Origin of the sequence: Arthrobacter sp. UCD-GKA (assembly GCF_001863355.1) — a bacterium.
Classification (GTDB): domain Bacteria; phylum Actinomycetota; class Actinomycetes; order Actinomycetales; family Micrococcaceae; genus Paeniglutamicibacter.
The window spans coordinates 1-26494 of the sequence record NZ_MOLR01000003.1; the positions used below are offsets into that span (position 1 = coordinate 1).

The 26494-nt window shown below is 66.3% G+C and carries 26 protein-coding genes; 13 read left to right on the forward strand and 13 right to left on the reverse strand.

Annotated elements, in window-relative coordinates:
• The 3 genes from BLJ79_RS05045 to BLJ79_RS05055 form a co-directional block, all read right to left on the reverse strand.
• A partial coding sequence (locus BLJ79_RS05045; RefSeq protein ID WP_286135279.1) for a transposase occupies positions 1–193 on the reverse strand: 193 nt, incomplete at its 3' end.
• A gap of 103 nt (positions 194–296) precedes the next feature.
• Complete coding sequence (gene murJ / locus BLJ79_RS05050; protein ID WP_286135266.1) at positions 297–2030, reverse strand: murein biosynthesis integral membrane protein MurJ; 1734 nt, start codon at positions 2028–2030, stop codon at positions 297–299.
• The gene (locus tag BLJ79_RS05055) at positions 2014–2559 is read right to left on the reverse strand and encodes an NUDIX hydrolase (protein WP_175475393.1); all 546 of its coding nucleotides are present in this window, start codon (positions 2557–2559) and stop codon (positions 2014–2016) included. The genes murJ and BLJ79_RS05055 overlap by 17 nt, the downstream gene beginning before the upstream one ends.
• 173 nt (positions 2560–2732) lie before the next feature.
• Between BLJ79_RS05055 and BLJ79_RS05060 the strand changes: the two genes are divergently transcribed.
• Positions 2733–4172, forward strand: a complete 1440-nt coding sequence (locus BLJ79_RS05060) for a CCA tRNA nucleotidyltransferase (RefSeq protein WP_071213620.1) — start codon at positions 2733–2735, stop codon at positions 4170–4172.
• 398 nt (positions 4173–4570) lie between these two features.
• Complete coding sequence (locus BLJ79_RS23285; RefSeq protein ID WP_175475394.1) at positions 4571–4717, forward strand: hypothetical protein; 147 nt, start codon at positions 4571–4573, stop codon at positions 4715–4717.
• Between the two features lie 256 nt (positions 4718–4973).
• On the opposite strand, the gene BLJ79_RS05065 is transcribed toward BLJ79_RS23285, so the two are convergent.
• Positions 4974–5903 (reverse strand): Cof-type HAD-IIB family hydrolase, encoded by a 930-nt coding sequence (locus tag BLJ79_RS05065; RefSeq protein ID WP_286135267.1) that lies wholly within the window; start codon positions 5901–5903, stop codon positions 4974–4976.
• Positions 5904–6048: 145 nt separating this feature from the next.
• On the opposite strand from BLJ79_RS05065, the gene BLJ79_RS05070 reads away from it, so the two are divergent.
• Both BLJ79_RS05070 and BLJ79_RS05075 read left to right on the forward strand, forming a co-directional pair.
• Positions 6049–7575, forward strand: coding sequence for a hypothetical protein (locus BLJ79_RS05070; protein WP_139194734.1), 1527 nt, complete (start codon positions 6049–6051; stop codon positions 7573–7575).
• A gap of 127 nt (positions 7576–7702) precedes the next feature.
• Positions 7703–9388: a formate--tetrahydrofolate ligase gene (locus BLJ79_RS05075; protein ID WP_071213623.1), complete on the forward strand. Its 1686-nt coding sequence runs from the start codon at positions 7703–7705 to the stop codon at positions 9386–9388.
• 122 nt (positions 9389–9510) lie between these two features.
• Here the strand turns inward: BLJ79_RS05075 and BLJ79_RS05080 are convergent, their stop codons facing one another.
• The 7 genes from BLJ79_RS05080 to BLJ79_RS05110 form a co-directional block, all read right to left on the reverse strand.
• On the reverse strand, positions 9511–10596 hold the full coding sequence (locus tag BLJ79_RS05080; protein ID WP_071213624.1) for an inositol-3-phosphate synthase: 1086 nt from the start codon (positions 10594–10596) through the stop codon (positions 9511–9513).
• A gap of 129 nt (positions 10597–10725) precedes the next feature.
• Entirely contained in the window at positions 10726–11958 is a 1233-nt protein-coding gene (locus BLJ79_RS05085) for a DUF6716 putative glycosyltransferase (protein ID WP_071213625.1), read from the reverse strand.
• On the reverse strand, positions 11955–12983 hold the full coding sequence (locus BLJ79_RS05090) for a hypothetical protein (RefSeq protein WP_071213626.1): 1029 nt from the start codon (positions 12981–12983) through the stop codon (positions 11955–11957). Before BLJ79_RS05090 ends, BLJ79_RS05085 begins: the two co-directional genes overlap by 4 nt.
• Positions 12970–14325, reverse strand: coding sequence for a polysialyltransferase family glycosyltransferase (locus tag BLJ79_RS05095; protein WP_071213627.1), 1356 nt, complete (start codon positions 14323–14325; stop codon positions 12970–12972). The genes BLJ79_RS05090 and BLJ79_RS05095 overlap by 14 nt, the downstream gene beginning before the upstream one ends.
• Positions 14322–15347, reverse strand: coding sequence for a glycosyltransferase family 2 protein (locus BLJ79_RS05100; RefSeq protein WP_083411017.1), 1026 nt, complete (start codon positions 15345–15347; stop codon positions 14322–14324). Before BLJ79_RS05100 ends, BLJ79_RS05095 begins: the two co-directional genes overlap by 4 nt.
• 128 nt (positions 15348–15475) lie before the next feature.
• Positions 15476–16369: an N-acetylneuraminate synthase family protein gene (locus BLJ79_RS05105; RefSeq protein ID WP_071213628.1), complete on the reverse strand. Its 894-nt coding sequence runs from the start codon at positions 16367–16369 to the stop codon at positions 15476–15478.
• Positions 16370–16456: 87 nt separating this feature from the next.
• Positions 16457–17680, reverse strand: coding sequence for an acylneuraminate cytidylyltransferase (locus tag BLJ79_RS05110; protein WP_286135268.1), 1224 nt, complete (start codon positions 17678–17680; stop codon positions 16457–16459).
• A gap of 116 nt (positions 17681–17796) precedes the next feature.
• Between BLJ79_RS05110 and BLJ79_RS05115 the strand changes: the two genes are divergently transcribed.
• The 7 genes from BLJ79_RS05115 to BLJ79_RS05145 all read left to right on the forward strand — a co-directional run bounded on the left by BLJ79_RS05115 (position 17797) and on the right by BLJ79_RS05145 (position 21655).
• Entirely contained in the window at positions 17797–18342 is a 546-nt protein-coding gene (locus tag BLJ79_RS05115) for a GNAT family N-acetyltransferase (RefSeq protein ID WP_083411018.1), read from the forward strand.
• Positions 18343–18379: 37 nt separating this feature from the next.
• Positions 18380–18832, forward strand: a complete 453-nt coding sequence (locus BLJ79_RS05120; RefSeq protein WP_071213630.1) for a MarR family winged helix-turn-helix transcriptional regulator — start codon at positions 18380–18382, stop codon at positions 18830–18832.
• Positions 18833–18976: 144 nt separating this feature from the next.
• Entirely contained in the window at positions 18977–19210 is a 234-nt protein-coding gene (locus tag BLJ79_RS05125) for a hypothetical protein (protein WP_071213631.1), read from the forward strand.
• A 240-nt stretch (positions 19211–19450) separates the two neighbouring features.
• Positions 19451–19975, forward strand: a complete 525-nt coding sequence (locus BLJ79_RS05130; protein WP_071213632.1) for an alternate-type signal peptide domain-containing protein — start codon at positions 19451–19453, stop codon at positions 19973–19975.
• Between the two features lie 104 nt (positions 19976–20079).
• A complete protein-coding gene (locus BLJ79_RS05135; RefSeq protein WP_071213633.1) occupies positions 20080–20553 on the forward strand; it encodes a hypothetical protein in 474 nt (157 codons plus the stop codon).
• Positions 20554–20588: 35 nt separating this feature from the next.
• On the forward strand, positions 20589–21191 hold the full coding sequence (locus BLJ79_RS05140; protein ID WP_071213634.1) for a signal peptidase I: 603 nt from the start codon (positions 20589–20591) through the stop codon (positions 21189–21191).
• Positions 21188–21655, forward strand: a complete 468-nt coding sequence (locus BLJ79_RS05145; protein ID WP_071213635.1) for a hypothetical protein — start codon at positions 21188–21190, stop codon at positions 21653–21655. The genes BLJ79_RS05140 and BLJ79_RS05145 overlap by 4 nt, the downstream gene beginning before the upstream one ends.
• Positions 21656–21673: 18 nt before the next feature.
• Here the strand turns inward: BLJ79_RS05145 and BLJ79_RS05150 are convergent, their stop codons facing one another.
• Both BLJ79_RS05150 and thiE read right to left on the reverse strand, forming a co-directional pair.
• Entirely contained in the window at positions 21674–24061 is a 2388-nt protein-coding gene (locus BLJ79_RS05150; protein ID WP_071213636.1) for an ATP-binding cassette domain-containing protein, read from the reverse strand.
• Positions 24062–24181: 120 nt separating this feature from the next.
• The gene (thiE, locus tag BLJ79_RS05155; RefSeq protein ID WP_175475395.1) at positions 24182–24862 is read right to left on the reverse strand and encodes a thiamine phosphate synthase; all 681 of its coding nucleotides are present in this window, start codon (positions 24860–24862) and stop codon (positions 24182–24184) included.
• A gap of 142 nt (positions 24863–25004) precedes the next feature.
• Between thiE and thiO the strand changes: the two genes are divergently transcribed.
• Both thiO and thiS read left to right on the forward strand, forming a co-directional pair.
• Complete coding sequence (gene thiO / locus BLJ79_RS05160; protein WP_071213847.1) at positions 25005–26240, forward strand: glycine oxidase ThiO; 1236 nt, start codon at positions 25005–25007, stop codon at positions 26238–26240.
• Positions 26237–26476 (forward strand): sulfur carrier protein ThiS, encoded by a 240-nt coding sequence (thiS, locus tag BLJ79_RS05165; RefSeq protein ID WP_071213637.1) that lies wholly within the window; start codon positions 26237–26239, stop codon positions 26474–26476. Before thiO ends, thiS begins: the two co-directional genes overlap by 4 nt.
• Positions 26477–26494: the final 18 nt, after the last annotated feature.

Below are 26494 nucleotides of genomic sequence, written 5' to 3' on the forward strand. Positions count from 1 at the left end.
TCGTCGCCAGCACCGAGTCCCAGGTGCCGTCGGCGGCGTAGCGGCGGTGGCGCTTCCACACGGTCTTCCAGGACCCGAAGTGCTCGGGCAGGTCGCGCCACGGGATGCCGGCGCGGTAGCGGTAGATGATGCCCTCGACCACGAGCCGGTGCTCCTTGAACGGGCGCCCCGCCCTGCCCGTGGAATCGGGCATGAACGGGGCAATCAGCTCCCACTGGGGATCGGTGAGGACGGTGTAACGGGAATTCACCCGTTAATCCTGCYAAACCGAACCGTCAGCGATTAGGAGACACGCCCTAGCGCCGCAGCACAGGGATCCGGCGGGCGAGCGGGCCGAGGAAATTATCCAGCTCCTCGGAGCGGATCAGCCGCAGCAAGACGATGTAGACCACGGCCATGACGGAACCGACGACGGCAATCGAGATGATGGCCGAACCAATGGAACTCCATGCGAATCCCCAGCTGTAGCCTCCCAGCAGCCACAGCACCCCGGCGCCCGCCATGCCCGAMAGGGCGGCCATCACACCGATCCTCACGTAGCTGTCGATCACCTGGGCGACTCCGTAGTCGCCGTAGCGGCGGACGACCAGGACGTGCGCAATCACCGCGGAGAGCACGTTGGTGCCACCGTAGATCAGGGCCACGGCCCGGGCGATCTCCGTCGCGGGCAGGACCTGCACCGCACCGAAGACCAGCACGACGCACAGCACGGCGATGACCGTCTGGATCAACATGGGCGTCTTGGTGTCCTCCTCGGCGAAGAAGACCCGGATCATGAAGAAGTGGATCGACTTGAACGGCAGCCCCAGCGTGGTGAGCAGCAGCAGCTGGCCGATGGCGGCGCCCTGCAGCATCGCGGTGGAGGAACTTCCGGCAAATAGCCGGCCCAGCGGCCCGGCCAGCACGATGAAGGCCACCGTGGCGAAGACGATCGGCACGGCGGTGGTGCGCAAACCGCGGGAGAGCAACGGTGCGATGTCCCCGCGGCGCTTCTCGTGGAAGGCCTTGGTGAACTCGTTGAAGAGCATCGTGGCCAGGGTGAGGGCAAAGATCGAGTGCGGCAGCACGGTGATCAGCTGGGAGGTGTTCAGCGCGTACTCGCCGGGAATGTCGGCGCCGCCGAAGGGCATGCCCTCACGGGCATTGGTGGCGGCCGAGACGAACTTGGAGTTCACCAGCGAGGCGATGTTGCCGACCATCATCGAGCCCAGGGTCCAGGCGGCAAGCTTGCCCACATGGCGCAGGCCCATGCCGCGCCAGGAAAAGTCCGGGCGCAGGTTCAGCCCGATGCGGCGCAACGGCATGAACAGGGCCAGGGCCTGGACGACGATGCCCAGGGTGGCTCCACCGGCCAGCAGGGCCGTCCGGGAGGTCGTCCAGCTGTCCAGCTGGTCATTCCCGCCGCCGTAGGCGCCAAAAAGGACAATGAACGTGCCGATGGTGAGGATCTGCACCAGGTTGTTGGCCACCGGGGACCACATGTAGGCGGTGAAGCGGTTGTGGGCGTTGAGCACCTGGCCGATGACCGCGTAGACACCGTAGAAGAAGATCTGCGGCAGGCACCAGTATGCGAACGTGGTTCCCATGGCAATCATGGGTTCGGTCCAGTTGAGGGTCAGGACCTTGATCAGCGGCCCGGCCATGGAAACGAGCAGCACCGTGGCCAGGCCCATCACCACGATGGTGAGGGTCACCAGCTTGGAGGTGTACGCCGATCCGCGGTCGGAGGCCTTCGAAGCCTTGATGAGCTGGGGGACCAGCACCACGTTGAAGATGCCGCCGGCCAGCAGCATGAAGATGATCGTCGGGATGACGTTCGCCTTCTCGAAGATGTCGGCCATCGTGGTGCTCGAGCCGATGGCAACGGCCAGCAGCGCGGTGCGGATGAATCCGAGAATGCGGGAAACCAAGGTGCCAGAGGCCATCAGGGCATAGGCCTTGGATTGGCGTTGGGCCTGGTTTCCGGCCGGTGCTTGCGGGATCTTGGGTGGCGTGCCGGGGCGCGCGGGGTGCTTAGATACCTGGGACATAGTTGGGGAGTACTTCACGCGCAAGATCGGCGATGCGCCGCTCATTGGGGAAGGACAGGCGTTTGCCGAGATCCAGCAGGGGAACCCAGGCCACGTCCACGGCCTCGTGGTCGGGGTCGTTTTCAATGGTCAGTTCGCCGCCCGTGGCACGCAACAGGAAATGGTGCACGGTCTTGTGGACGCGGTAGTTGGTGACGGTGAACCAGTAGTCGACCGAGCCCAGCGGTGCCAGGATGTCACCGGCGATTCCGGTTTCTTCCTCGATCTCGCGCACGGCGGCTTCCTCGTTGGTTTCCACGCCTTCGGGGTGTCCCTTGGGCAGGCACCATTCGAGCCGACCGCCGCGGTTGTACCGGGCAATGATGGCCACCGGCAGGCTGGGAAGTGACGTATCGATGACAACGCCGCCGGCCGAAACTTCCTCCACGGTGGGGAGCGGGTGGTGCCCGGGGCTCACCTGTGCCTGCGCATGCGCCATTGACGCAGTCAACGGCGTGCGCTTCGGGGCGCTGGGAACTGGATGGGCCATGGCAACCACTCTATCGGTTCCGCGGCGCTTCGTGGCTTGCCCCGCCCGGCCTCCGCGTGTTATTCGTGTCTTCGTTACGGGGCGGTGATGTCGGCGGCGTGTGGAAGCTAACGCCGAATTGAAGTGGCCGGGATCATGGCACTATCCAGAAAGTCTGGCACCCTTAAAGAACTATGCAGCAACTACCGTCCCCCCAGGTTCTCACCGAACTATTGCCCCCCGTCATCTTTGAACTGGGACAGCGATTCGTCGACTCCGGTTTTGAACTCTCCCTGGTGGGAGGCCCGGTGCGGGACCTCTTTCTCGGCAGGGTGTCCCCGGACCTGGACTTCACCACCAGCGCCTCTCCTGACGAAACCCTGGCCGTGGTGGCCGGGTGGGCGGATGCCACCTGGGAAGTGGGACGCGCCTTCGGCACCATCGCCTTGCGCAAGGACCAGCACACCATCGAGGTGACGACCTACCGGGCCGATGCGTACGACCCGTCCTCGCGCAAGCCCATCGTCGCCTTCGGGGACAAGCTCGAAGACGACTTGTACCGCCGCGACTTCACCATGAACGCCATGGCCCTGCGCCTGCCGAACCTGGAACTGGTGGACCCCTACAACGGGGCCGTCGACCTGGCCGCCGGCGAGGTGCGCACGCCCGGGGCACCCTCGATGTCCTTCTCCGACGACCCGCTGCGCATGATGCGTGCGGCACGTTTCGCCTCCCAGCTGGGAATCGACGTGGCCGCCGACGTCCGGGCTGCCATGGCGGAAATGGCCGAACGCATCAAGATCATCTCGGCCGAGCGGGTCAGGGATGAACTGGTCAAGCTCATCAACGGCGCCAACCCGCGCGCGGGCATCGACCTGCTGGTGGACACCGGCCTGGCCGACATCGTGCTCCCGGAGGTCTCCGCCCTGCGCCTTGAGATCGACGAGCACCACCGCCACAAGGACGTCTACCAGCACTCCCTGACGGTGCTCGAACAGGCCATGGAACTGGAAAGCGATGCCGACGGACCGGTTCCCGGACCCGACTTCGTGCTGCGCTTCGCGGCCCTCATGCATGACATCGGCAAGCCGGCCACCCGCAAGTTCGAGCCCAACGGGGCTGTCAGCTTCCGCCACCACGACGTGGTCGGCGCCAAGCAGGTCAAGGCGCGCATGCGCGCCCTGCGCTTCGACAACGACTCCATCAAGGCCGTCGCCCGGTTGGTCGAGCTGCACATGCGCTTCTACGGATACGGCGATGCCGGATGGAGCGATTCGGCGGTGCGCCGCTACGTCCACGACGCCGGGGACTTGCTGGAGCGCCTGCACCGGTTGACCCGTTCCGATGTCACCACCCGCAACCGCAAGAAGGCCGACCGGCTCAGCTTCGCCTACGACGATCTCGAGGCCCGCATCGTCGAGATCAGCGAGCAGGAGGAAATGGCGGCCGTGCGCCCGGACCTCAACGGGCAGCAGATCATGGAGCTGCTGGAAATCAAGCCCGGCCCGGTGGTGGGACGCGCCTACAACTTCCTGCTGGAACGCCGCCTGGACAACGGCCCGATCGACCGGGACGAAGCGGTAACCGTGCTTCGCGAGTGGTGGGCGCAGCAGCCGGAGTCAACCGAGCAGTAGTCCGAGCAGGATTTCGGGGCCTTGTTCCGGCGTGTCGTCAGCAACACGCCGAAACGGGGTCCTTTCTTTAAAGTTTTCCCAAATTGATGTGGCGTAATGGCGCATTGTTGTGTATCGTGGAACCTGTGATTGAGAAGTCTCAATGAGACATCGAGATCGAATAGACAATATTGGCGCCAGGATTTTCTGGCATGTTCTTCCAGAAAAGGAGGTGGGAATGATGATTAATTCAATGAATTTCGGCGGCTTCTATGTGCCCCGTCATGGCTTCGGCGGCTCTACCGCCCGAGCAACTTCCCCCGCCTCCGGAACGGCGCCCTGCTAGTACTTCCCTAGCTTTTCAAAGTTCCCGAGGCTGATGAGTCATTAATCGACCAAATCCTTGAGGAACTTTCGTCATGTCTACCCAGATCTCTTCGATCACCACCCAGGCTGCTCGCTCCGCCGAACTCATATTCGCCGGACCGGAAGCGTTGCACGCCCGCACCACTCGGCCGGCCGAACAAGCCGCCTTCCGCACCTCCAACAAGGTTGAGGGGAGGTAACCACCGTGGCTGCAAAAAACCGAAAGCCAAAGAACAAGGCTTGGCTTCAGACGCAGTTCAACCCGGACAACCGGGATCGTGAACTACGTAACCACCTTCCGATGGACATGGTCTTCCGCGTGCGGTGAGTGGATTAGGATCGGGCATCCACAGCCGATCCGGAATTCGACTCATTCACCGAACAGGAGCAAGACCCATGGAAACAACTGAAACCCACAGTGCAAAGCCCGCCGGCTTCACCGGCGGGCTTTGCCTCTTAAACGAACGTTTCGCTTGGCTCTGCCGAGTCTATGTCCGTGCCCGGGTCCAGCTGCGCGCGCCAGTGGCGCAGAAACGCCAGCCCCGCATGGTCGTGGATGACCTCGTTGCCCAGGCCAAGGTCTCCGGCCGTGAGCACAGGGTACGGTTTTCCTGACGGAATTCCGTCGCCCGGGCGTACATCCACGTGGCTGACCTCATGCCCGTGCGCGGCCAGCCAATCGGCCATGGCGTAGTCCGTGCGCGAATCGCCGACGGTGAACCACGCTGTGGGCACAATCCCGTCGGAGGCCAAGAGTTCCACGGTGCGCCTGGCACCGAGATCCTTGCCCAGTGCCACCGATTCGATGTCCGTGGAAATGATGGTTGGATCCACTCGGTATTCGATCCCGCTGTTGGCGCCCGGCAGGCGGAGCTCGAGGCGCTCAACACCAAGCCCCAGACGAGTCATCGCTTTGATGGCGGCCGCGTCAAAATCAGCCTGGACGCGTCGGTAGTCGGTGTTGTCGGCGTGGATGTGCTGCTCGACGGAGACCATGGCGCGCTTGGTCTCGTCAAAAAACATGTGCGAGCTGAAGGATGAAGCCACCAGCTCGCGAATCTCTTCCGAGTAATACCCCGGAACCGCCAGTTCGTGGTCAACATGAACCTCGTCCGCGCCTGTCGAGTCGAAGGTGAACCATGTGGCACCCTTCTCGCATATCGCGTGGATCTTCAACGTCGAGGGCATTCCCGCCGCGATCATGGGCTCCATCACCTGCTGCTTGATGAAATCATCTGATCGCCCCGTGTTGAAGACCACGGGAATTCCGGAGACTGCAAGATCCAGGAGCAGCGCAATGATTTCCGGGGCGACGTCGCGGGTCACTGGCGAGGCGATCGGGCCGTCGACATCGAGAAGCAAGGCAAATGGCGGTGTTGTGGGCATGTTGTTCATTCTCCCATCGCACCGTTGCGGAACGGAATCGCCGCAAGTCCACCGTCGGATGGCTGCCGGCACGGTCGAAAAAATAGTTATCCACAGATTCGGAAAACCTGTACGACGGGGCCAATGGAATTTCTAGGATGGGTCCATGATGACGGGAAAACGGACATATGCCGTGGCAATCGGGTTGTGTTGTGTTGGATTGGCGCTCGGTTCCTGCACCCAGGGACCGGACGCCGTGGATGCGGGAGCCGCCGAATCCGGCGTTGCTGCACCGCCGGCTCCTGGGCAGGATGCTGCGGTCGAACAGGCCGAACGCCGGATCATGATGGTCAAGCCCTCGTGGAGCGTGAAGATGAAGGTGCTGGACCGCCCTCGGGTGGTCAAGGGGGTAGCGGTAGTGCTCTCTGAAGGCACGAAGGGGCTCGAACTGACCGGGTTGAAGGGTGCCACCGGGAAGAAACTCTGGAGGGTGCCGGTGGATCCGGGGTGGGTGCCCAGTGGCGTGAACATGGGAGTGGAACTCAGCAAGACCGAAAAGGGCAGGAACGTGGCATTGTTCCTGCAAAAGTCGAAACCACGCGATGGCTGGGGCGGCGATGTCTGGACCAAGCCGGTTGCCGTGGATGTCGTTTCCGGAAAGGTGCTCTACCAGGGCCCCGCACAGCTGGTCAGGTCCAGGCCGGAGGCCTGTCCGGACGGCAAAGACATGTGCTATCTCTCCCTCAAGCCGGAGATCGATGACGAGCAGCGGATGCGTGTGGACCTCGACCGCGGAATCCAGCGGACGTTGACGCCCCAGCACAAGCTGGGGGATTCCATCTTCCCGATCTCCGGAGGGGAACTCTACGTCCACTACAGCGGGAACAAGAGCAACCTCATGCGGCTCAACGGAGACAAAAAACTGTGGGGCCTGTCGTTGGCCAAGGTGATGGGACCGGCCCACACACCTGGCCAGGGGTGGACTATGGACTATTCGGAAAAGCTCGGGGTCTTCGCAGGCTGGATCGGTCGCAATTACAAGGAAACCAAGGACAAAAAGGGCAACGTTGTTGCCCGGGAGTCGGACTTCAGGCAGGAAATGATGATCGGCCTCGACGCCAAGAGCGGCAAGACCTTGTGGAAGGCCAAGGGCGCCACTACCTTCTGTCTGCCTCCCATGGGCACAACACACACGGTGCTTGATGGCGGAAAATCCTTTCCCGTCAGGTGCGTATTCGATTCGGGCATATTGAAGGAGTCCAAAAAGACCACGAGCAGGCTGGAGAACGGAAAACTGCACCTTGAGGGCTACGACCCGAGCACCGGGAAAGTCATCTGGAAGACCAAAAGCTATGTGGTGGTCACCGACGTCGATGTTGCCCATGCCCCGGACGACGGCGGGGCGAGCCTGCTCCTGGCCAAGGAAAAGAAGCCCACACTGCTCGACACCCAGACGGGAGAGACCCGGATCGTCGCCCCGGGGGAACGCTTCCTCTGCACCGATGGGGCAAATTACTCCAAGCCACGGGACGGAACCGGAGGGACGCTGCTCTTCCCGTGCGGAGCGGACGGGAAGAAGGCCAAAGGCGTCAGTGCCGGCGCCATTGACGCCCAGGGTGGCGAAGGAAGCCATGTTGTTCTTGGTTTCGCCGACACGGTCTCCGGATATCGTGTGGAGGCACGCTCCGATTAGCCCCCCACGGCCCGCATTCGGGACGTTTGCAGCATTGCGGTGATAGCTTGAAGGGGAATCAAGGAAAACCAAAAACCTTGGTCTTCCTCATCCCCCGAATACCGGGAATCCAGATAGGGGACACACGATGACAGCGACGCCTGAAACCGACATGAGTGATCTAGCGATTGCCTCACGGGCCGTGCTCAAGCCCATTTCCGAAATCGCAGCGACGGCGGGTATCCCGGAGGACGCCCTCGAGGCCTACGGCCGGTACAAGGCCAAGGTTGACCCGGCACTCTTGACGGCACGCGGCGTGAAGCCAGGAAAAGTGGTCTTGGTCAGCGGCATTTCCCCAACCCCTGCCGGTGAAGGGAAGTCCACCATGGTGGTGGGCCTGGGGGATGCACTGGCCGCCACCGGGACCAAGACCATGATTGCCCTGCGCGAACCGTCCCTGGGACCGATCTTCGGTATGAAGGGCGGAGCCACAGGCGGAGGATATTCGCAGGTCCTGCCCATGGATGAAATCAACATGCATTTCACCGGGGACTTCCACGCGATCACCAGCGCGAACAACCTGTTGATGGCGCTGATCGACAACCACCTGCACCAAGGCAATGCACTGGGCATTGATCCTCGCCGCATCACGTTCAAGCGCGTCCTGGACATGAACGACCGCGCGTTGCGCAACATCGTCATCGGCCTTGGCGGCCCGACCGAAGGCGTCCCGCGGGAAACGGGTTTCGAGATCACCGTGGCCTCGGAGGTCATGGCGGTCTTCTGTCTGGCCAACGGCCTCGAGGACCTGCGCGCCCGGCTCGGCCGCATGACCATCGGGTACACCTACGGCAAGACCCCGGTCACGGTCGATGACTTGGGCGCCGCCGGCGCCATGGCCATGCTGCTCAAGGAAGCGATCAAACCCAACCTTGTCCAGACCATGGCCGGCACGCCCGCCTTCATCCACGGAGGCCCGTTCGCCAACATCGCCCACGGCTGCAACTCGGCCATAGCCACCAACACCGCCCGCTCGCTGGCCGACGTGGTGGTGACCGAGGCCGGCTTCGGCGCGGACCTCGGTGCCGAGAAGTTCATGGACATCAAGGCCCGCTATGCGGGCTGCAACCCCGACGCCGTCGTCTTGGTCGCCACCATCCGGGCACTGAAGATGCACGGGGGAGTGGCAAGGGACGGTCTCAAGGAGGAAAACGCCGAGGCCGTGCGCCTGGGCATGGCAAACCTCGCCCGGCATGCCTCGAACATCAAGAAATTCGGGATCCAACCGGTCATCGGCCTGAACAAGTTCACCGCCGACACCGACGGCGAACTCGCGGTTGTCACCGACTGGGCCGCCGCAAACGGCATCGAATGCGCCGTGGCCGATGTCTGGGGCCAAGGCGGTGCCGGGGCCGAGGAATTGGCCGCCGCGGTCCTGCGGGCCATTGAAGCACCGAGCAACTTCGCCCCGCTCTACGAATTGGATCAGCCTGTCGAAGACAAGATCCTGACCGTGGTCCGCGAGATCTACGGAGGAGACGGTGTCGAGTACTCGGCCGGGGCCAAGCGGATGCTTGAGCAAATCCATGCCAACGGTTGGGACAACCTTCCGGTGTGCATGGCCAAGACCCAATACTCGTTCTCCGACGACCCCACGCTCCTGGGGGCCCCCGAGGGGTTCACGCTGCAAGTCCGGGACCTCATCCCCAAGACCGGTGCCGGTTTCATCGTGGCGATCACCGGGGCGATCATGACCATGCCTGGCCTTCCCAAGATCCCGGCCGCCATGCACATGGATGTCGACGAAAACGGAAATGCAGTGGGCCTGTCATAGGGCACCTGCAGCGCAGCAACGGCGAGGTGCCCTGAAACCCGCAAGAGCAAGCTTAAATGCCGAAGCCACCACAGAGGTGGCGGCTTCGGCATGTGGCCCCCGGGATGCGGGGCGCGAAGTGCTTAGCGTTCGATGTCGCCGCGGATGAAGGCCTCGACCTTTTCCTTGGCGATGTCGTCGTTGAACTGCTCCGGCGGGGACTTCATGAAGTAGGACGACGCCGAGAGGATCGGTCCGCCGATGCCGCGGTCAAGGGCGATCTTGGCGGCGCGCACGGCATCGATGATGACGCCGGCGGAGTTCGGGGAATCCCACACCTCGAGCTTGTACTCCAGGGACACCGGGGCGTCGCCGAAGTTGCGGCCCTCAAGGCGCACGAACGCCCACTTGCGGTCATCGAGCCAGGCGACGTAGTCGGACGGGCCGATGTGCACGTCGTCCGCTTCCAGCTTGGCCGAGGTGTTGGAGGTGACGGCCTGGGTCTTGGAGATCTTCTTGGATTCCAGGCGGTCGCGCTCAAGCATGTTCTTGAAGTCCATGTTGCCGCCGACGTTCAGCTGGTAGGTGCGGTCCAGGACCACGCCGCGGTCCTCGAACAGCTTGGCCATCACGCGGTGGGTGATGGTGGCGCCGATCTGGGACTTGATGTCGTCGCCCACGATCGGGACACCCGCAGCGGTGAACTTGTCGGCCCAATCCTTGGTTCCGGCAATGAACACCGGCAGGGCGTTGACGAAGCCCACGCCGGCGTCGATGCATGCCTGGGCGTAGAACTTGGCCGCCGCGTCGGAACCGACAGGCAGGTAGCAAACCAGCACGTCGACCTTGGCGTCCTTCAGTGCCGCAACCATGTCCACCGGATCGGCGGAGGATTCGGTGATGGTCTCGCGGTAGTACTTGCCCAGGCCGTCAAGGGTGTGGCCGCGCTGCACGGTGATGCCCGTGGTGGCAACATCGGCGATCTTGATGGTGTTGTTCTCGGAAGCAAGGATGGCGTCGGCCAAATCCAGTCCGACCTTCTTCTCATCCACATCGAAGGCCGCAACGAACTGCACGTCGTTGACGTGGTACTTGCCGAACTGGACGTGCATCAGTCCGGGAACGGTGGCCTGCGGGTCCGCGTCACGGTAGTACTGGACACCCTGGACCAACGACGTGGCGCAGTTGCCCACGCCTACGATTGCAACCCGAATCGGATTTTCCGACAACTTGTCTCCTCAAAATCAAAAACTTCCAGGCAGGGGAAGACCCGCCGCCCGGCACACTTTCAATGCTAAGTGAGAAGCCGTGCCGGTTATTCCCCAACGGGTGCCGCGAGGGTGCGGGCGGGCCCCCGATCAGGTCCGGGAACCCCGTTCGCTCAGCCACCAACGCCGGATCCGCAACAGCACTGCCAGCGCCGGACGCGGCAAGGTGGTGCGGACCCGCTGCCGGAAAGCGACCTCCTTCACCATTGCCAATTGCGCATCTGACGTGGTCAATGTCTGGTTCGCGGCGCGCTGCGCGTAATGCGCCAGGGCCGAGGCGAACTCCGGGCCGCGACGGTGGAAGTAGTTCTCGCGCAACCACGCACGATTCGGGAAAGAAAAGTGCAACGAAGCCGCGTCATCTAGGGTTCCGAGCAGGCCCGAACCACGGAAAACCGAGTTGAGCATCGCATCATTGAGCCCGAAGTCGGTCAGCACCAACACCGGCAGCCCGCGGTCCACCGCCTCCAGGGCCGCGGTGGAAGAGACCGTCAGCAATGCCGACCCGGGAGCCAGCGAGTTCTCCATGGGACCGGTCACGAACTCCACATGCCCGTTCCCGACCTTCCCCGCGGCGACCAGCTCCTCCCACAGGCTGTCGTAGGGGTGGGCCTCGAGGTGGGTCTGGGGTTCGCCGGCCCGGGCACGGAGCTTGGCCACGACCCGCACCGCCGGGTTCAGCCTGGCCACCTGTTCCAGGGCCAACAGGATCTCCTCGCGCTCGGCCCGCTGCACCGGGACCTTGGCCTGGGCCGCGAACACCACGGTGTCGATGGGGATTGGCGCCGGCTGCGGGAACCCCGCGGTCTTCAGGAACGGCAGCTTGGAGACCAGCACGTCGGGGCGGTGTCCGGTTTCCGCCTCGGCCAGCTGCAGGAATTCGCGGGCCTCGGCATGGGAATGCACGATGAACGCATCTCCGCTGCGCCGGTAGGCCCAGCCCTTGGTGGTTGCCGGGTAGGCGACGCCGGGCAACGCCGAGATCAGTGCGGAGGGACGCACCGTGGTGGCCCTCGAGCGCAGGAGCTTGGTGAAGAGCTCGCTGACCACCGGTCCGGTGGCCGCGGCAAAGATGATGTGCGCATCCAGCGAGCGGTAGTCCAGGGCGGCGCGCGGCAGCACCGGGATATGCACGTCCTGGAAGCAGGTGCCCGCCGTGGCCGCGGCGACCTGCTCGGGCGTGGGGGCGATGGGGGTGCGCACCAGCACCACGCGGCGGTCCCAGTCCGGCCCCAGTGCATCCAGCGTGGTGCAGGCGAGCTTGAGGTAGGAATCCGAGTCGGCCACCGCAACGATGCTGGGCCTGGAAGCGGGTGTGTTCATGTGGGCAGCAGCTCCAGGGACGAGGATAGGTGGGAACGAAGTTCTTCCGTGGCGGCGGGCTTCCACCAGGCTCCGGGAACCTGCTTGCCGATGATCCGCACGCCCGATCCGCCCAGCAACAGCCGCAACGAGGGCAGTGCGGTGGAGGGCAGGGCACGGACCACCTGGCCGCGGCGCAGGGCGCGCAGCCGCATCTCGATGGGGATGGTGTGCTCGCGCACCGCGATCTTCTGGTGCGCGGCCAGCAGCTCGAGGAATTCCGGGGACTCGCGGCGATGGGGGAAATAGGCGACCGGCCCGTCCAAGGTCAGCGAATGCAGCCAGCGGAAGTACGGGTCCGGGTGGATCAGCCCGTCGGCGGCCATCGCGGAGCCGACCACCACGGTGGGTTCGGCGATCCGCTCGGCCACCGGCTGGGTGTTCAGCCACTCGAAGCGGTGCGATTCCAGGTGTCCGCCCAGGTCGCGGAACCTGCGCGCCACCTCCGGATCCACCGGCAGGGCGGTGAAGACCAGCAGCCGGCCGGCCCGCGCCAGGGCGCGCAGCCGGTACCAGCTGGCAACCCCCAGCGCGCGGCGCGCAGGGTTGGGATTGGAGCGCGGGCGCACCAGCGCCGTCGGTTCGCTCGCCACCAGCGCCCGGATCAGCCCGAGCGTGGCCAGCCCGTCGTCGATGACCACGATTTCCTGCACCGCGATGTGGCCCAGCAGGGCGCGCTGGACCCGGCCCGAGTACGCGTCCCCGGTCACCCAGCGCCGCGCGCCGGCCGATCCCGGGGCCGGGGGCACCTGCGTGGAGGGCGCGAACTCCACGCCCGCCGGGGCTTGGGCGATCAGCGTGGACAGCGTGGCATCCAGCGTCGTGGTGCCCCCGCGCGGGTGGATGCGGCTGGAAGTGCCCAGCAGCCCGGCCCCGTGCGCCTCGATGGCGGAGAGCAGCTGCAGCGGGGATTCGACCCAGACCTCGGCGTGGCCGAAGCGGGGCCGGGCCACGGCGGAATCCGCCCGGTACTCAACGTGAGGCACGGGAGGCTCCCTCCTGCAGCGTGCGTGCCAGGCGCTGCAGCGAGCGGGTCCCGACGCGCAGCGCGCGGCGCTGCAGCCGGCGGCCCCAGTGGCGGCGCCGCCGCGGGTGCGCCCAGTGCGGGGGAAGATCCAGTGCGGCCAGCCGGCGGCGCTTGAAGTGGGCGCCGAAACGCGAATAGTTCGCCTCCAGGAACGCCGCAGCCTCCTCGCGCAGCCCGGGCAGGTTCTCGTATTGCATGCAGTAGGCGACCGCGCGCAACAGGGGCGTGAGCTCGTCGTTCGGCCCCGCTTCGGCGGGCGTTCGGAGCTTCTGGACGAGCAGGGCATCGACGATCGAGACGGGGATGCGGTTGGAATTCTGGTAGGGGCTCAGTTCCTGCAGCAGCTCCCCGGTGCCCACGGCGATGACGGGGGTGCCGAGCATGTACTTGGCGCTCATCAGTGCCGTGGAGAAGCAGGAGATGACCACCAGCGGCTTCATGAGCGTGATGACGGTTTCGGCCAGCAGGTCGGTCTGAAGGATCCGGAACCTCAGGCCCAGGGATTCGGCGCGGGCCCGCAGCTGCAGCGCGGCCGTGGGCCCCGAGCTCGGGTGCGGCTTGAAAACCACTTCCGACGCCCCGGCCTCGCGGGCGGCCAGCAGCATGCCGTGGTGCAGCTCGAGTTCCGCGGCCGCGTCGAGGATGCCCAGCGAACCCAGGTACTGGCCCACCACCAGGGCGGCGCCGGGGGGCAGATCCAGCTCGGCGGGATCCAGGCCCGCTGCCAGTTCGGCAAAGACGGCGGCCAGCGACTCGAGGCCCAGGACCTTGCGTTGCACCGGGGCCTCGAGCAGCAGCATGGGCTCCAGGCCCGGGACCAGGTCGATGTGGATGGTCTCGCGCAGGCGCTGGAGCATCTGCATCGACTGCTTGTTGCGGGTGGGGCCGTAGGACATCAGTCCGTCCGAGTGCACCGAGATCGGGGCGTCGAAGAAGATCCGGGCCATTGCCTGGGCCGGGTTCACCTGGATGGATTCGAGCACCAGGGAAACCTGCTCCTCGCCGAGGTCCCAGCGGTGGCGCAACAGCTTCTCGAAGAGCGGAAGCTCCTCGTTCCGGGGGTTGAATTGCCCGGGGCGGCGCGGCCACAGCAGCTCGCCGAGGTCCACCACGTCGTCGAAGCGCGCGGCCAGGGCATCGAACCCCGGGTTCTCCCGCAGCGGGGTGGTGATTTCGGGCATCTGGCTGCCGTTGGCCAGCACCAGGACGCGGCGGTCGGCGTCCGGGAGCAGGCCCGCATCGACCATCGCTGCCAGCGAGACGACCTGGAAGTAGGCGGAAGCCTGGACAAGTTGGATCATTTGCTTTTCCCCTTGGCCGCGGCGGAGGCCAGCAGGCCGGTCAATGTCTTGCGGCGCTTGGCGTCGATTTGGGCCAACCCGTCATCCAGCAGCGGCGCGGGTATGGCTGCGAGCCGCTGCGCAATGCCCTCGCGCAGGGACTGGCGCAGGGCGGGAGGGAACTGGGCAGAGCGGCCCAGGTGGTGGCAGGAAATGGCGAGGAACTGGCGCAACGCCTTGGGCCCGTGGGCCTCGTGCGCCGGGTCGCCCAGCACCATGTCCAGGATCCCGGCGAAGGCGTCAAGGAAGTCCAGCTGGCGGTCGTCGAAGACCTGGGTGAGCGAGCCGGGCAGCCCGCGCCGGTAGAAGATCCCGTGGGCGTTGAGCACCGCGTAGCTTTTCGCCTTCAGGGCAAGCTCCCAGAGCCAGGGCCGGTCCTCACAGGTGCGCAGCTCCTCGTTGAAGCGCGGCGCGGCGGAGCTCAGCACCTCGGCGCGGTACATGCCCGCCCAGACCAGCGGGTAGTCGATCATGGTCGCGGTGTGGATGGGCGAGATGTCCTCGGCCGGGTCCAACACGACGTTTCGGTTCGCCTGCGGCGCCCGGTACAGGGTCCGGTTCCCGCCGGTCACCCGCACGTGGTCGCAGCGCACGTAGTCCACGTCCAGTTCCTCAAGCCCTTCGGCCAGCTGCGCCAGGTGTCTGGGGGCAAACCAGTCGTCGGGATCCAGGAACACCACGAATTCGCCGCTGGCGTTTTCCAGCCCGGTGTTGCGGGCGGCGGACACCCCGCGGTTGGCCGCGTGGGTGATGATCTTCAGGCCCGGGACACGTGCGCCGAACTCCGCGGCGATCGCCGCGGTGGCATCGGTGGAGGCGTCATCGACCACCAGGACTTCCAGGTCCCGTCCCTTCAGTTGTTGACGGGCCAGGGACGCCAGGGTGTCGCCAATGAAATCCTGCTGGTTCATCGCGGGGATGATGACGCTGATGCGCCCGGGGATGCGGGACACGGCGGGGGGAATCTCGGTGGTGGAAGGCATGGGGATCTCGGGATGGTCCTTAAGTCTGGGAAAGCCGGTCGGCGGCGCTTGGCCGCCCAATGCCGTTGGGGTGCCCGCCGGAAGGCGGACACCCCAACGGTCCTGATGCTATGCGGAAAGGCTGAGGATCAGGCGTCGACGCGGCGCAGGCGGGACAGCGGTGCCAGCTCGCCCGGGAAGACCTTCTTGACGCCGTCGCCCATGGCCTGCTCGAGGATGCGGATGTCGCGGATCAGTGCCTCGAAGCCCTTCGGCTCCAGCGAGGAGGCCTGGTCGGAGCCCCACATGGTGCGGTCAAGGGTGATGTGGCGCTCGACGGTGACGGCGCCCAGGGCGACGGCAGCCAGCGAGATCTGCAGGCCGCGCTCGTGGCCCGAGTAGCCGACCGGCACCTGGTAGCGCTCCTGCAGCGTGGTGATCATGCGCAGGTTGGCCTCTTCGGGAGGCAGCGGGTAGGTGGAGGTTGCGTGCATCATGACCAGCTTGTCGGTGCCGAGGGTTTCCACGGCCTTGTCGATCTGCTCGATCGTGGACATGCCGGTGGAGAGGATGATCGGCTTGCCGGTCTCGGCCAGGGCCTTGAGCAGCTCGAGGTCGGTGACCGAGGCGGAGGCGACCTTGTGGGTCACGGCGCCCTGCTCTTCCATGAATTCGACCGAGGGCACGTCCCACGGGGAGGCGAAGGCGTGCAGGCCCTGTGCGGCGGCGTAGCGGATCAGTTCCTTGTACTGGGCGGCATCGAACTCGACGCGGTAGCGGTAGTCCAGGTAGGTCATGTCGCCCCACGGGGTGGAGCGGATCTTGTCGCGCATGTCCATCGGCGTGGAGATGTCCGGGGTGCGCTTCTGGAACTTCACGGCGTTGGCGCCGGCCTTGGCGGAGACGTCGATGAGCTGCTTGGCGATCTCCATGTCGCCGTTGTGGTTGATGCCGATCTCGCCAATGACGTAGACCTGCTGGCCGGTTCCCAGGATCTGCTCGCCGATGGCGACGGGTGCGGTTTCGGTGGTGGTGATAGTCATGGGGGACTTGCCTTTCATCGTTTGCCGGACCGTTCGGGGATTGAATGGGTGAAGGTCTCGGTGAGGATTGGTGGAAAACTGTGGGGCCTAGTGGGCCAGGGATGGTTCCAGGGGCCCGGATGCCGGGGCGGAGGCCGCCACGGTGCTTGGGGTGGTGATGCCGGCCAGGATGAGGTCGGCCGCCTCGCGGACCGCGCCGTGGCCGCCGTTGGTGGAAAGCCGGTGCCGGGCCGCGGCGTGGACCGAATCGCGGGCGTCGGCCACGGTCAGCGGCCAGCCGACCTGGCTCATGGCGTCCAGGTCGTTCACGTCGTTGCCCAGGTAGGCGACGCGTGCCGGGTCCAGGCCGCGCTCGGCGATCCATTGGTTCAGCACGGTGGCCTTGTCCGTCACGGATTGGGCGACGTCCACGCCAAGCTTGGCGGCCCGGGCGGTGACCACGGGGTTGGTTTCGGTGGAAAGGATCAGCAGGTGGATTCCGGCCTTCTTCAGCAGGGAGATGCCCATGCCGTCGGAACGGGAGACGCGCACCGCTTCGGTGCCGTCCTGGCTGAGGTAGGCGGTGTCTTCGGTGTGGACGCCGTCGAAGTCGGTGACCAGTGCGTCCACGTCGATCCCTGCGGCGGGCGTGTTGCCTGACAGCCGCCAGCGGGCCAACTCCAGGTCCGCCTCGGTGTCGATGTCGATGCCGTGCTCCTCGGGAACCCGGGCCAGGGCCAGGGACCCGAAGAAGCGATGCTCCGCCTCCAGGAACCCGGCGGTGTCCATGACGTAGAACGCCCCGGTTTCGCGGAAGCGCGGCTCGCGGTCCTGCCGGCGCGGACGCCGGGCGGCGTCGTGGCCGCTGGCATGGGCAACACCGGTCTCGTCGCAGCTCCAGTGGAACCCGTGGTCCGGGACCACCGCGAAGCTCACGTCCGCCGCTCCGCTGGCGACCGTGGTGATGGCCCCCTGCAGGTCCGCCGGGTCGATGACCGGCGAGGTGCATTGGATGAAGACGGTGATTTGGGGGAGTACGTCCAGGGTGCCCAGGGCGTGCAACAACACCGATTCGCTGCTTGCGGTATCACCGGCGATATCTGCCGGGCGGTCGATGACTGTCGCACCGTGGGCCAGGGCCTCGGCCTTGATCTCCGGGTGGTCCGTGCTGACCACGACGTCGAGAACTGACGGCGTGGCAAACGCGGATTCAATGGCCCGTGCCAACAAGGTTTGGCCGCCGATCCTGCGCAGGTTTTTTAGCTTGATCCCTTTCGATCCTCCACGTGCCGGGATGATGACCAGGGTTTTTGCTTCACTGTTCGTGCTCACAACCAAAGACGCTATCGGCGCGAATCAACCAGTTGGCCGCATTCAGGTTAACGGCAGGCGACAACTGCAAGACCAATGGGTGCGGGGCTGTTGGGGCATGGACGTAGAGTGGCTCCATGGGTGGATGCGAGGACCGAATATCGCTGCGTGGCTTGGTGCTTTCCGATGCCGCCACCATGGCGCAATGGGCAGCGGACCCGGAGTTTTGCCGCGCCGCGGGATGGTCGACGGACCTGGAGCCGCGGGCCCACCTGGAATTCCAGCGCGGCATCGTGCTCGATCCCCCGGCCGACCTGGTGCGGCTCGGAGTCGAGTTTTCCGGAGGCCTGGTCGGCTACGTGGACCTGCACGGCATCGAGCCGCGGCGTCGCGAACTGGGGTTCTTGATCGGTGAACGCCGGCTGTGGTGCAGGGGACTGGGGCGCAGGGCCGCCGCCGCGGCCCTGGAGCACGGTTTTGTCCGGTTGGGCCTGGATGAAATCTGGGCCGAGGCACTGGAAGCGAATGCTGGTTCGCTGCGCATATTGCGCGGACTCGGCTTCAGGTCCACCGGCACGGGGTGCACGGAGGACTACCTGGGCGTTCCCGGCGTGTACCGACGTTTCGCGCTTTCCGCCGGGGACTGGGCCGCTGGGGACCGGGATCCCGCACTGTATCTATGATGGAAGGGCCCAAGTATCGTCGACAGCAAGGAACAACGTGAGCGACAAAGTGCTGGCAGACCCGCTGGCCTTGGAGAACCAGGTCTGTTTCGCCCTGTCGCTGGCCTCGCGCAGCGTGATTGCGGCCTACCGGCCGGTCCTTGAACCGTTGGGCCTGACCCACCCGCAGTACCTGGTCATGCTGACCCTGTGGGAACACGAGCCGCTGTCGATCAAGGAACTGAGCGCGCTGCTTCACCTGGACCCGGGAACGCTCTCGCCGCTGGTCAAGCGGATCGAGGCGCTGGGCTATGTGCAACGCAGCCGGAGCGCCACCGACGAGCGGATCCTGCAGGTCGTCCTGACCGAGAAGGGCAGGGCCGCGCGCGAGGTGGCCCTCGAGATCCCCAAGGAAATGATGCGGCGCCTGGACGTTGACGCCGAGGAGCTCAATGCGCTGCACGGAACCATGAAGAAGCTCATTGCTGCCGCCACGAGGTCCCAGCACTAGGTCGCTCGTTCGGTCGGGAGGAGCGCCTGGCCAATTAGTTGGTGCACCAATCGTTCGAATACAATTGAAGGTGACAGCCGCGCGTCCGCGGAGAATCCGCCACGCAGCAGCAGCGCGGATCCCCACAGAAAGAGACCGAACACCATGAGCGACAAGAGACTGCCCATCGTCAAGGACACCACCGGGCTGAGCCTCGTCTACCGCGCCCTGTGGCGCCTGCAGTTCGTGGGGTTCTTCTTCTTCGGCCCTGCCGAGCTTCCCCCGCACCGCGACCCGAAGGAAAAGCTGAAGCGCGAGCGCGCCCGGAAGGTACTTGCCGCGCACGAAGCTGCCGGAACCCAGGCACCCGACGAGGTCATCGCAACCGCCAACCGCTGATCCGCGGATTTCGCGCAACCCACAGCTCGACGCAGGGGAAACGCAACTTTGTGCATGCTTTGTTGAGCCTGCGCTGCACCGGCGGCAAAACCTCAAGAGTGGCCCGAAGGCCCTTGAGCCGCCTGCGGAAAGCTTGGCGCAAGTTTGCAAAAAAGATGCTCCCTTCCTTGCAGTTCAACCCGGAGAGTTGATCCTGCACCGGCCGCTGGGGCCGGCGCAGGACTCTTCGAGGATTGCACCATGAACAAGATGACCAAAGGCGCACTCGCAACCGGCCTCGGCGTGGCCCTGCTGCTTGGCGGAGGCGGAACACTCGCCGTCTGGAACACCACGGTTGAAGCCAACGCCGGGAAGATCGTCACCGGCGACCTGCAGCTGACAGCGGGCCAGGGGACTTGGAGCAACGCTTCCGGCCAGGCAATCGACCCTGCCACCTACAAGGTGGTCCCGGGAGACGAGCTGCGCTTCTCCCAGCCCGTCACCGTGAAGCTCACGGGTGACCAAATGCGTGCCTCCCTCACCGTTTCCGACAAGCTCGGTTCCACGGCCTCCTACCTGAGCGTGGCGAACCCGGTCCTCACCGATGGACACGGTGCCACCGTTCCCGCTGAACTGCTCCCGGCATCCAGCGGCGTCTACACCGCCTCGGTGCTCGTGACGTTCCCGGCATCGACCACCGGCACCACGGGCGCCGAGGCCACCAACGACCTGGGCAAGATCGGCTTCAAGCTGGAGCAGAAGGCCCCGACGAGCCCCACTCCCTAGGCAACGAGGCAGATCCGGAACGACGGGGCACCGCAAKGGGGACAAGAACCGTACTGAAAGCCGGGGCGCTTCTGGCCATCGCCGCCATCCTGGGCCTTGGCGCAGTGCAGGGCACGCTGGCCGCCTGGAATGCGGCGACCGCTTCGAAAGCCCAGACCGTCACCACCGCCCGGTTCTCCCTGTCCATCAAGGCGGCGGACGCCGCGGCGCAACAGCTGTCCGTCTCCGGGCAGGAAGTGTCGCTCCCCGGAGCCACCGGCCTGCTGCCCGGAACTTCCCGCACCACGGCCCTGACGCTGACCAACACGTCAGACGCGGGCAGCGGGTTGCTGGCGGCCACGGTGGAGGTCGGGAGCCCCAGGGCTTCCGGGGCCCTGGCGGCCTACCTCGGCACCGAGATCTACCGCGCCCAGGGCACCGATTGCTCGGTGGCCGCCGCACCAAGCCAGCTGAAGCTGGCCCAGGGCAAAAGTGCCGTGCTGTGCCTGCGCACCACGCTGGCCGGCAACGCGCCCGCAACGCTCGGGGGAGCGGGCGCGAAAATCACCTTTGTCCTGGGTTCCACCCAAGACCCCTGATCCACCCGGCCACGAATTCAATGAGGTTCCCCGCCATGACCCGGCATCCTTCGTCACCCCGATCTTCTTCCGCTTCCACGCCCCTGCGCCGGGCGGGAACCGCGGCCAGCTTCGTGCTGCTGGTGGCCGCGGCCCTGGCCGCGCTGGTGCTCGTCGTGGTTCCGCTGCTGACCGGATCCCAGACCTACTCCGTGCTGACCAGCTCCATGAAGCCGAACTACGGTCCCGGGACCCTGCTGGTCGTCAAGCCCGCACCCCATGAATCCCTGAAGGTGGGCGACGTGGTGACCTACCAGGTGGAATCCGGGCGCCCGGATGTCATCACCCACCGCATCGAGGCCATCGCCGCCGACCAGGACGGCCACCGGACGCTGGTGACCAAGGGAGACAACAACGACGTCGCCGACGAGTTGCCCGTCACCGAGGTGCAGGTCCGCGGAAAGCTGTCCTATGCCGTCCCCTATGCCGGGTTCGCGGCCAATTGGCTGGGCACCCAGGACCGCGGCGCGGCCGGCCGGATTGCCGCGGCGGGACTCATCGGGTACGGGGTGCTCACCATGATCCTCGGTCTGCGTGCCCGCCGGCGCGCGGCAACAAACAACGCCGCATCCCGCGGCCCAGACAAGGTTCCGGCATGAGGGCCGGGCGCGTGCCGGGCCTGCGCCCGGCGGCCATCGCCTTTGCGGCGGCGGTGGTCCTGGGGCTTGGTGCCACCGGTGCCCAGGCGTTGTGGTCGCTGGGGGGCACCGTCTCCACCGACGTCACGGCCGGCGCCTGGGCACCGCAGGGTGTCGTTGCCGCGACGGTGTCCTGCTCCCGCACGGACGGCAGCTCCCATTCGGACCTGACCCTTACCTGGGCCGCGGTGGATGCCTCCGGGTATTCGGTGAAAGCGGTCCGCAACGCGGTGGCCGTGGTCGAGACCACCTCGGCAACCACCGCCACGCTGCGCCTGCCACGCACCTCGCTTTCGGCCCGGGATGTGTTTGCCGTGAGCATCACGCCCAGCGCGTCCAGGCTTGAGGGCCCCGCGGCGCACATCGACGCCGTATTGACCCCTGCGGCACAGGGTGCAAGGGTCGAGTGCACGCCGGCCAAGTAGCCGGCCGCCAGCACCGGGCTACGCGCCGATGTAGGCGGCCAGGTGCTTTCCGGTCAGCGTGGAGCGATCCGCCACCAAATCCGCCGGGGTTCCCTCAAAGACGATGCTGCCGCCGTCGTGGCCGGCCCCCGGGCCCAGGTCGATGATCCAGTCCGCGTGGGCCATGACCGCCTGGTGGTGCTCGATCACGATGACCGACTTGCCCGCTTCGACCAAGCGGTCCAGCAGGCCCAGCAGCTGCTGGACGTCGGCCAGGTGCAGGCCCGTGGTCGGCTCGTCCAGGACGTAGGTCCCGCCCTTCTCGCCCATGTGCGTGGCCAGCTTCAGGCGCTGGCGCTCGCCGCCGGAGAGCGTGGTAAGTGGCTGCCCCAGGCTCAGGTAGCCCAGGCCCACCTCGACCAGCCGGGTGATGATCTTGTGCGCGGCCGGTAGCTTTGCCTCTCCTTGCGCGAAGAACTCCTGCGCCTGTGACGCCGACATCGCCAGCACCTCGGAGATGTCCTTGCCGCCCAGGTGGTACTCCAGCACCATCGAATCGAAGCGCTTGCCCTCGCACTCCTCGCAGGTGCTCGAGACCCCGGCCATCATGCCCAGGTCGGTGTAGATGACCCCGGCGCCGTTGCAGGTGGGGCAGGCGCCCTCGGAGTTCGCGCTGAACAGCGCCGGCTTCACGCCGTTGGCCTTCGCGAAGGCCTTGCGGATCGGCTCCAGCAACCCGGTGTAGGTGGCCGGGTTGGACCGCCGCGAGCCCTTGATCGCGCCCTGGTCCACCGTGATGACTCCCTCGCGGCCGGACACCGAGCCGCGGATCAGCGAGCTTTTGCCCGACCCGGCGACCCCGGTCAGCACCGTGAGCACGCCCAGCGGGATATCCACGTCCACGTTCTTGAGGTTGTTGGTGTTGGCCCCGCGGACCTCGAGCGCTTCGGACCAGGTGCGGACCGTTTCCTTCAGCGTCGCGCGGTCATCGAGGTGGCGCCCGGTGATGGTGTCCGAATCGCGCAGGCCGGCCACGGTGCCCTCGTACATCAGCTGTCCGCCGGCGGACCCGGCCTTCGGGCCCAGGTCCACCACGTGGTCGGCGATGGCGATGGCCTCGGGCTTGTGCTCGACGACCAGCACCGTGTTGCCCTTGTCGCGCAGGGCCAGAAGCAGCTCGTTCATCTTGTCGATGTCGTGCGGGTGCAGCCCGATGGTCGGCTCGTCAAAGACGTAGGTGACATCGGTCAGCGAGGAGCCCAGGTGGCGGATCATCTTGGTGCGCTGCGCCTCGCCGCCCGAGAGCGTGCCCGAGGGACGTTCCAGGGAGAGGTAGCCCAGCCCGATGTCCACGAAGGAATCCAGGGTGTCGCCGAGCGCCTCCAGCAGCGGGGCCACCGAGGGTTCGTTGAGCCCGCGCACCCACCCGGCCAGGTCGCTGATCTGCATGGCGCAGGCGTCCGCGATGGACTTGCCCTCGATCTTCGAGTTGCGGGCGTGCTCGGCCAGGCGCGTGCCGCCGCAGGCGGGGCAGGCGGTGAAGGTCACGGCGCGTTCCACGAAGGCGCGGATGTGCGGCTGCATGGCCTCGAGGTCCTTGGCCAAGTGCGACTTCTGCAGTTTCGGGATCACGCCCTCGTAGGTGAGGTTGATGCCCTCGACCTTGATCTTGGTCGGCTCCTTGTACAGCAGGTCGTGCAGCTCGTCCTTGGTGTACTTGGCCAGCTTCTTGTCCATGTCGAAGAACCCGGAACCGGAGAAGATGCGCCCGTACCAGCCGTCCATGGAGTATCCCGGGACGGTCAGGGCGCCCTCGGCCAGAGACTTGGTCTCGTCGAAGAGTGCGGCGAGGTTGAAGCCGTTGACCTGGCCGCGGCCCTCGCACTCGGGGCACATGCCGCCGGTGATGGAGAAGGAACGCCGTTCCTTGATCTTCTTCCCGCCCTTTTCGACGGTGACCGCGCCGGCCCCGGAGACCGAGGGGACGTTGAAGGAGTAGGCCTGCGGGGAACCGATGTGCGGTTGCGCCAGTCGGGAAAAGACGATGCGCAGCATCGCGTTGGCGTCGGTGACGGTGCCGACCGTGGAGCGCGGGTTGGCGCCCAGGCGTTCCTGGTCCACCAGGATCGCGGTGGTCAGCCCCTCGAGGGTGTCGACCTCGGGGCGGGCCAGGGTGGGCATGAAGCCCTGCACGAACGCGGAGTAGGTCTCGTTGATCATGCGCTGGGACTCGGCGGCGATGGTGCCGAAGACCAGCGAGGACTTCCCGGAGCCGGAGACCCCGGTGAACACCGTGAGGCGGCGCTTGGGGATCTCGACGCTGATGTCCTTGAGGTTGTTCACCCGTGCCCCGCGCACGCGGATCACCTCGTGGCTGTCCGCGGCGTGCACCGCTGCTGGCTTGTTGGCGGTCATCTCGCTGGTCATCGCTTTTCCCCTTAGTGCCGATTCCGCGTCGGCGGAACTCCCGTGCCTACACTATCGCCCCGGTGCCGGCTTGGGCTTCTTGAAAACTGCTGCACCGTACCGAATCCTGCCTGCAGCCGCTCAGCCGAGTTCCGGCAACCTGGAAAGCAATGCCCGGGCCGCCTCGGTCGGATCGTCGGCATCGGTGATCGCGCGCACCACCACGATGCGCGAGGCACCGGCGGCAACGACCTGCTCCACGTTGGGGAGGTCGATCCCGCCGATGGCGAACCACGGCTTGGCCGTGCCCAGGGACGCGGCGTGCTCGACCATTTCCAGGCCGACCGCGGCGCGCCCGGGCTTGGTCGGGGTGGCCCACAACGGGCCGACGCAGAAGTAGTCGGTGTTCGCATCGGCGGCCGCCGCGGTGATCTGCGCGGCATCGTGGCTCGAGAGCCCAACGATGGCCGAAGGGCCCACCAGGGACCTGGCGGCGCGCAGCGGCAGGTCCTTCTGCCCCACGTGGAACACCGGTGCACCGGAGAGCAGAGCCAAGTCCGCGCGGTCGTTCACCGACCACAGCTTGCCGGACTGCTCGGCCACCTCGCGCAGCACGCCGAGCAATTCCAGCTCTTGCGCGGCGTCCAGGGCCTTGTCGCGCAGCTGGATGACGTCCACCCCGCCGGCATAGGCTGCGCGCAGGAAATCGGCGAAATCCCCGCGTTCCGTGCGCGCATCGGTGCACAAATACAGGCGGGCGGAGGCGATGCCCGGAGCGGTCAAGACGGCTGCGGTGTCATCTGTGGCGGTGATGTGGCTCATATCCCCTACACTAGCTTCTGTACCGCGGGAGCCAGGAAAGCTGGCTGAGAGGGCGCCGATTGCGCCGACCGACAGACGCCGCCCGAACTCCGGGGGCGTGGAACCTGATCCGGCTCATACCGGCGTAGGGAAGGAGACCTCGATGTCGTGCACCGTGCCCGACCCCCTAAATGCACACGACTTGTCCACCGACGTGGCCGTCATCGGCGGTGGAATCATCGGCCTGGGCATCGCCCTTCAAGCCCAGCGTGCCGGGCATAGTGTCACGCTCATCGACCCGGCCCCCGGAACCGGGGCGACCTTCGCCGCGGCGGGCATGCTGGCGCCGGTCAGCGAGCTGCACTACCAGGAAGAAAACCTGCTCCCGCTGACCCTGGCCTCCGCGGCGCTCTGGCCCGGCTTCATCCAGGCACTGGCCGAAGACGGGTACCCGGAGACCGGGTTCCGCTCCACGCCCACGCTGGCCCTGGGCGCGGATGCCGCGGACCGCACGGCGCTTGCCGACCTGCGCGAGGCCCAAACTCGCCAGGGGCTCGACGTGGCGCCGCTGACCATCCGCGAGGCCCGGAAACGCGAACCGCTGCTCTCCCCGAACCTTGGCGCCGCCCACCTGATCGCCCATGACCACCAGGTCGACCCCCGGGCCGTGGCCGCCGCCATCGAGGCCCGGCTGGTCGCCGCCGGGGCGGAGGGCCAGGACCACACCGTGGTGCGTGCCCGGGCCACCGCCCTGCTGCACGAGGACCCGTTCGACACCCGGTCCCGGACCTGCGGGGTGCTGCTGGATGACGGGCGGGTTGTCCGCGCCCGTGAGGTCGTCGTCGCCAACGGAATGGGTGCCGCGGGCCTCGGCGGCCTGCCCGAGGGGCTGGTTCTGCAGCTGCGCCCGGTGCACGGGGACATCCTGCGGCTGCGCGTCCCCGCGCACCTGCAACCGCTGTGCACCGCCACGCTGCGCGGGATGGTCCGCGGGTTGCCGGTCTATGTGGTTCCGCGCAACGACGGCACCGTGGTCATCGGCGCCAGCTCCCGCGAGGACGGCTCGGCCGGCGTCAATGCCGGATCGGTGCACCAGCTGCTGCGCGACGCCCAGGTGCTGCTGCCCGCTGTCGCGGAACTCGAACTCATCGAAACCACCGCCCGCGCCCGCCCCGGAACCCCGGACAACGCGCCGCTGTTGGGCCGCGTCGCGGCAAGCGACGGAACAGAGGTGCCCGGGCTGGTCATCGCCACCGGGTTCTTCCGGCACGGCGTGCTGCTGACCCCCATAGCCGCCCTCATCACCACCCAATTGCTGGCAGGGGTGCGCGATCCCGCCTGGGACCGCTTCCGCCCCGACCGCTTCTCGCCCGCACTGCAACCCCAGGAGATTCCATGAGCACCATCCAACTCAACGGCGCCACCCACCCGCTGGCCGCCGGCACCACGCTGTCCCAGCTGGTCGCGACGGTCACCGGCCGCGAGCTGCTTCCCACCGGCAAGCCCGCTGACGGCGGCCGGCTCGGCGTTGCGGTCGCCCGCAACTCCGGGATCGTCCCGCGCAGCCAGTGGTCGGCCACGGCACTCGAACTCAATGACGACATCGAGATCGTCACCGCCGTCCAGGGCGGCTGAAACACCCCCGTATTTGAC

What these genes read in the sequence shown, in the direction of transcription:
- BLJ79_RS05055 (WP_175475393.1), bottom strand. Translation starts at nt 2,559, where the DNA reads ATGGCCCATCCAGTTCCCAGCGCCCCGAAGCGCACGCCGTTGACTGCG.
- BLJ79_RS05060 (WP_071213620.1), top strand. Translation starts at nt 2,733, where the DNA reads ATGCAGCAACTACCGTCCCCCCAGGTTCTCACCGAACTATTGCCCCCC.
- BLJ79_RS23285 (WP_175475394.1), top strand. Translation starts at nt 4,571, where the DNA reads ATGTCTACCCAGATCTCTTCGATCACCACCCAGGCTGCTCGCTCCGCC.
- BLJ79_RS05065 (WP_286135267.1), bottom strand. Translation starts at nt 5,903, where the DNA reads ATGCCCACAACACCGCCATTTGCCTTGCTTCTCGATGTCGACGGCCCG.
- BLJ79_RS05070 (WP_139194734.1), top strand. Translation starts at nt 6,049, where the DNA reads ATGATGACGGGAAAACGGACATATGCCGTGGCAATCGGGTTGTGTTGT.
- BLJ79_RS05075 (WP_071213623.1), top strand. Translation starts at nt 7,703, where the DNA reads ATGACAGCGACGCCTGAAACCGACATGAGTGATCTAGCGATTGCCTCA.
- BLJ79_RS05085 (WP_071213625.1), bottom strand. Translation starts at nt 11,958, where the DNA reads ATGAACACACCCGCTTCCAGGCCCAGCATCGTTGCGGTGGCCGACTCG.
- BLJ79_RS05095 (WP_071213627.1), bottom strand. Translation starts at nt 14,325, where the DNA reads ATGATCCAACTTGTCCAGGCTTCCGCCTACTTCCAGGTCGTCTCGCTG.
- BLJ79_RS05100 (WP_083411017.1), bottom strand. Translation starts at nt 15,347, where the DNA reads ATGCCTTCCACCACCGAGATTCCCCCCGCCGTGTCCCGCATCCCCGGG.
- BLJ79_RS05105 (WP_071213628.1), bottom strand. Translation starts at nt 16,369, where the DNA reads ATGACTATCACCACCACCGAAACCGCACCCGTCGCCATCGGCGAGCAG.
- BLJ79_RS05115 (WP_083411018.1), top strand. Translation starts at nt 17,797, where the DNA reads ATGGGTGGATGCGAGGACCGAATATCGCTGCGTGGCTTGGTGCTTTCC.
- BLJ79_RS05125 (WP_071213631.1), top strand. Translation starts at nt 18,977, where the DNA reads ATGAGCGACAAGAGACTGCCCATCGTCAAGGACACCACCGGGCTGAGC.
- BLJ79_RS05130 (WP_071213632.1), top strand. Translation starts at nt 19,451, where the DNA reads ATGAACAAGATGACCAAAGGCGCACTCGCAACCGGCCTCGGCGTGGCC.
- BLJ79_RS05140 (WP_071213634.1), top strand. Translation starts at nt 20,589, where the DNA reads ATGACCCGGCATCCTTCGTCACCCCGATCTTCTTCCGCTTCCACGCCC.
- BLJ79_RS05145 (WP_071213635.1), top strand. Translation starts at nt 21,188, where the DNA reads ATGAGGGCCGGGCGCGTGCCGGGCCTGCGCCCGGCGGCCATCGCCTTT.
- BLJ79_RS05150 (WP_071213636.1), bottom strand. Translation starts at nt 24,061, where the DNA reads ATGACCAGCGAGATGACCGCCAACAAGCCAGCAGCGGTGCACGCCGCG.
- thiE (WP_175475395.1), bottom strand. Translation starts at nt 24,862, where the DNA reads ATGAGCCACATCACCGCCACAGATGACACCGCAGCCGTCTTGACCGCT.
- thiO (WP_071213847.1), top strand. Translation starts at nt 25,005, where the DNA reads ATGTCGTGCACCGTGCCCGACCCCCTAAATGCACACGACTTGTCCACC.
- thiS (WP_071213637.1), top strand. Translation starts at nt 26,237, where the DNA reads ATGAGCACCATCCAACTCAACGGCGCCACCCACCCGCTGGCCGCCGGC.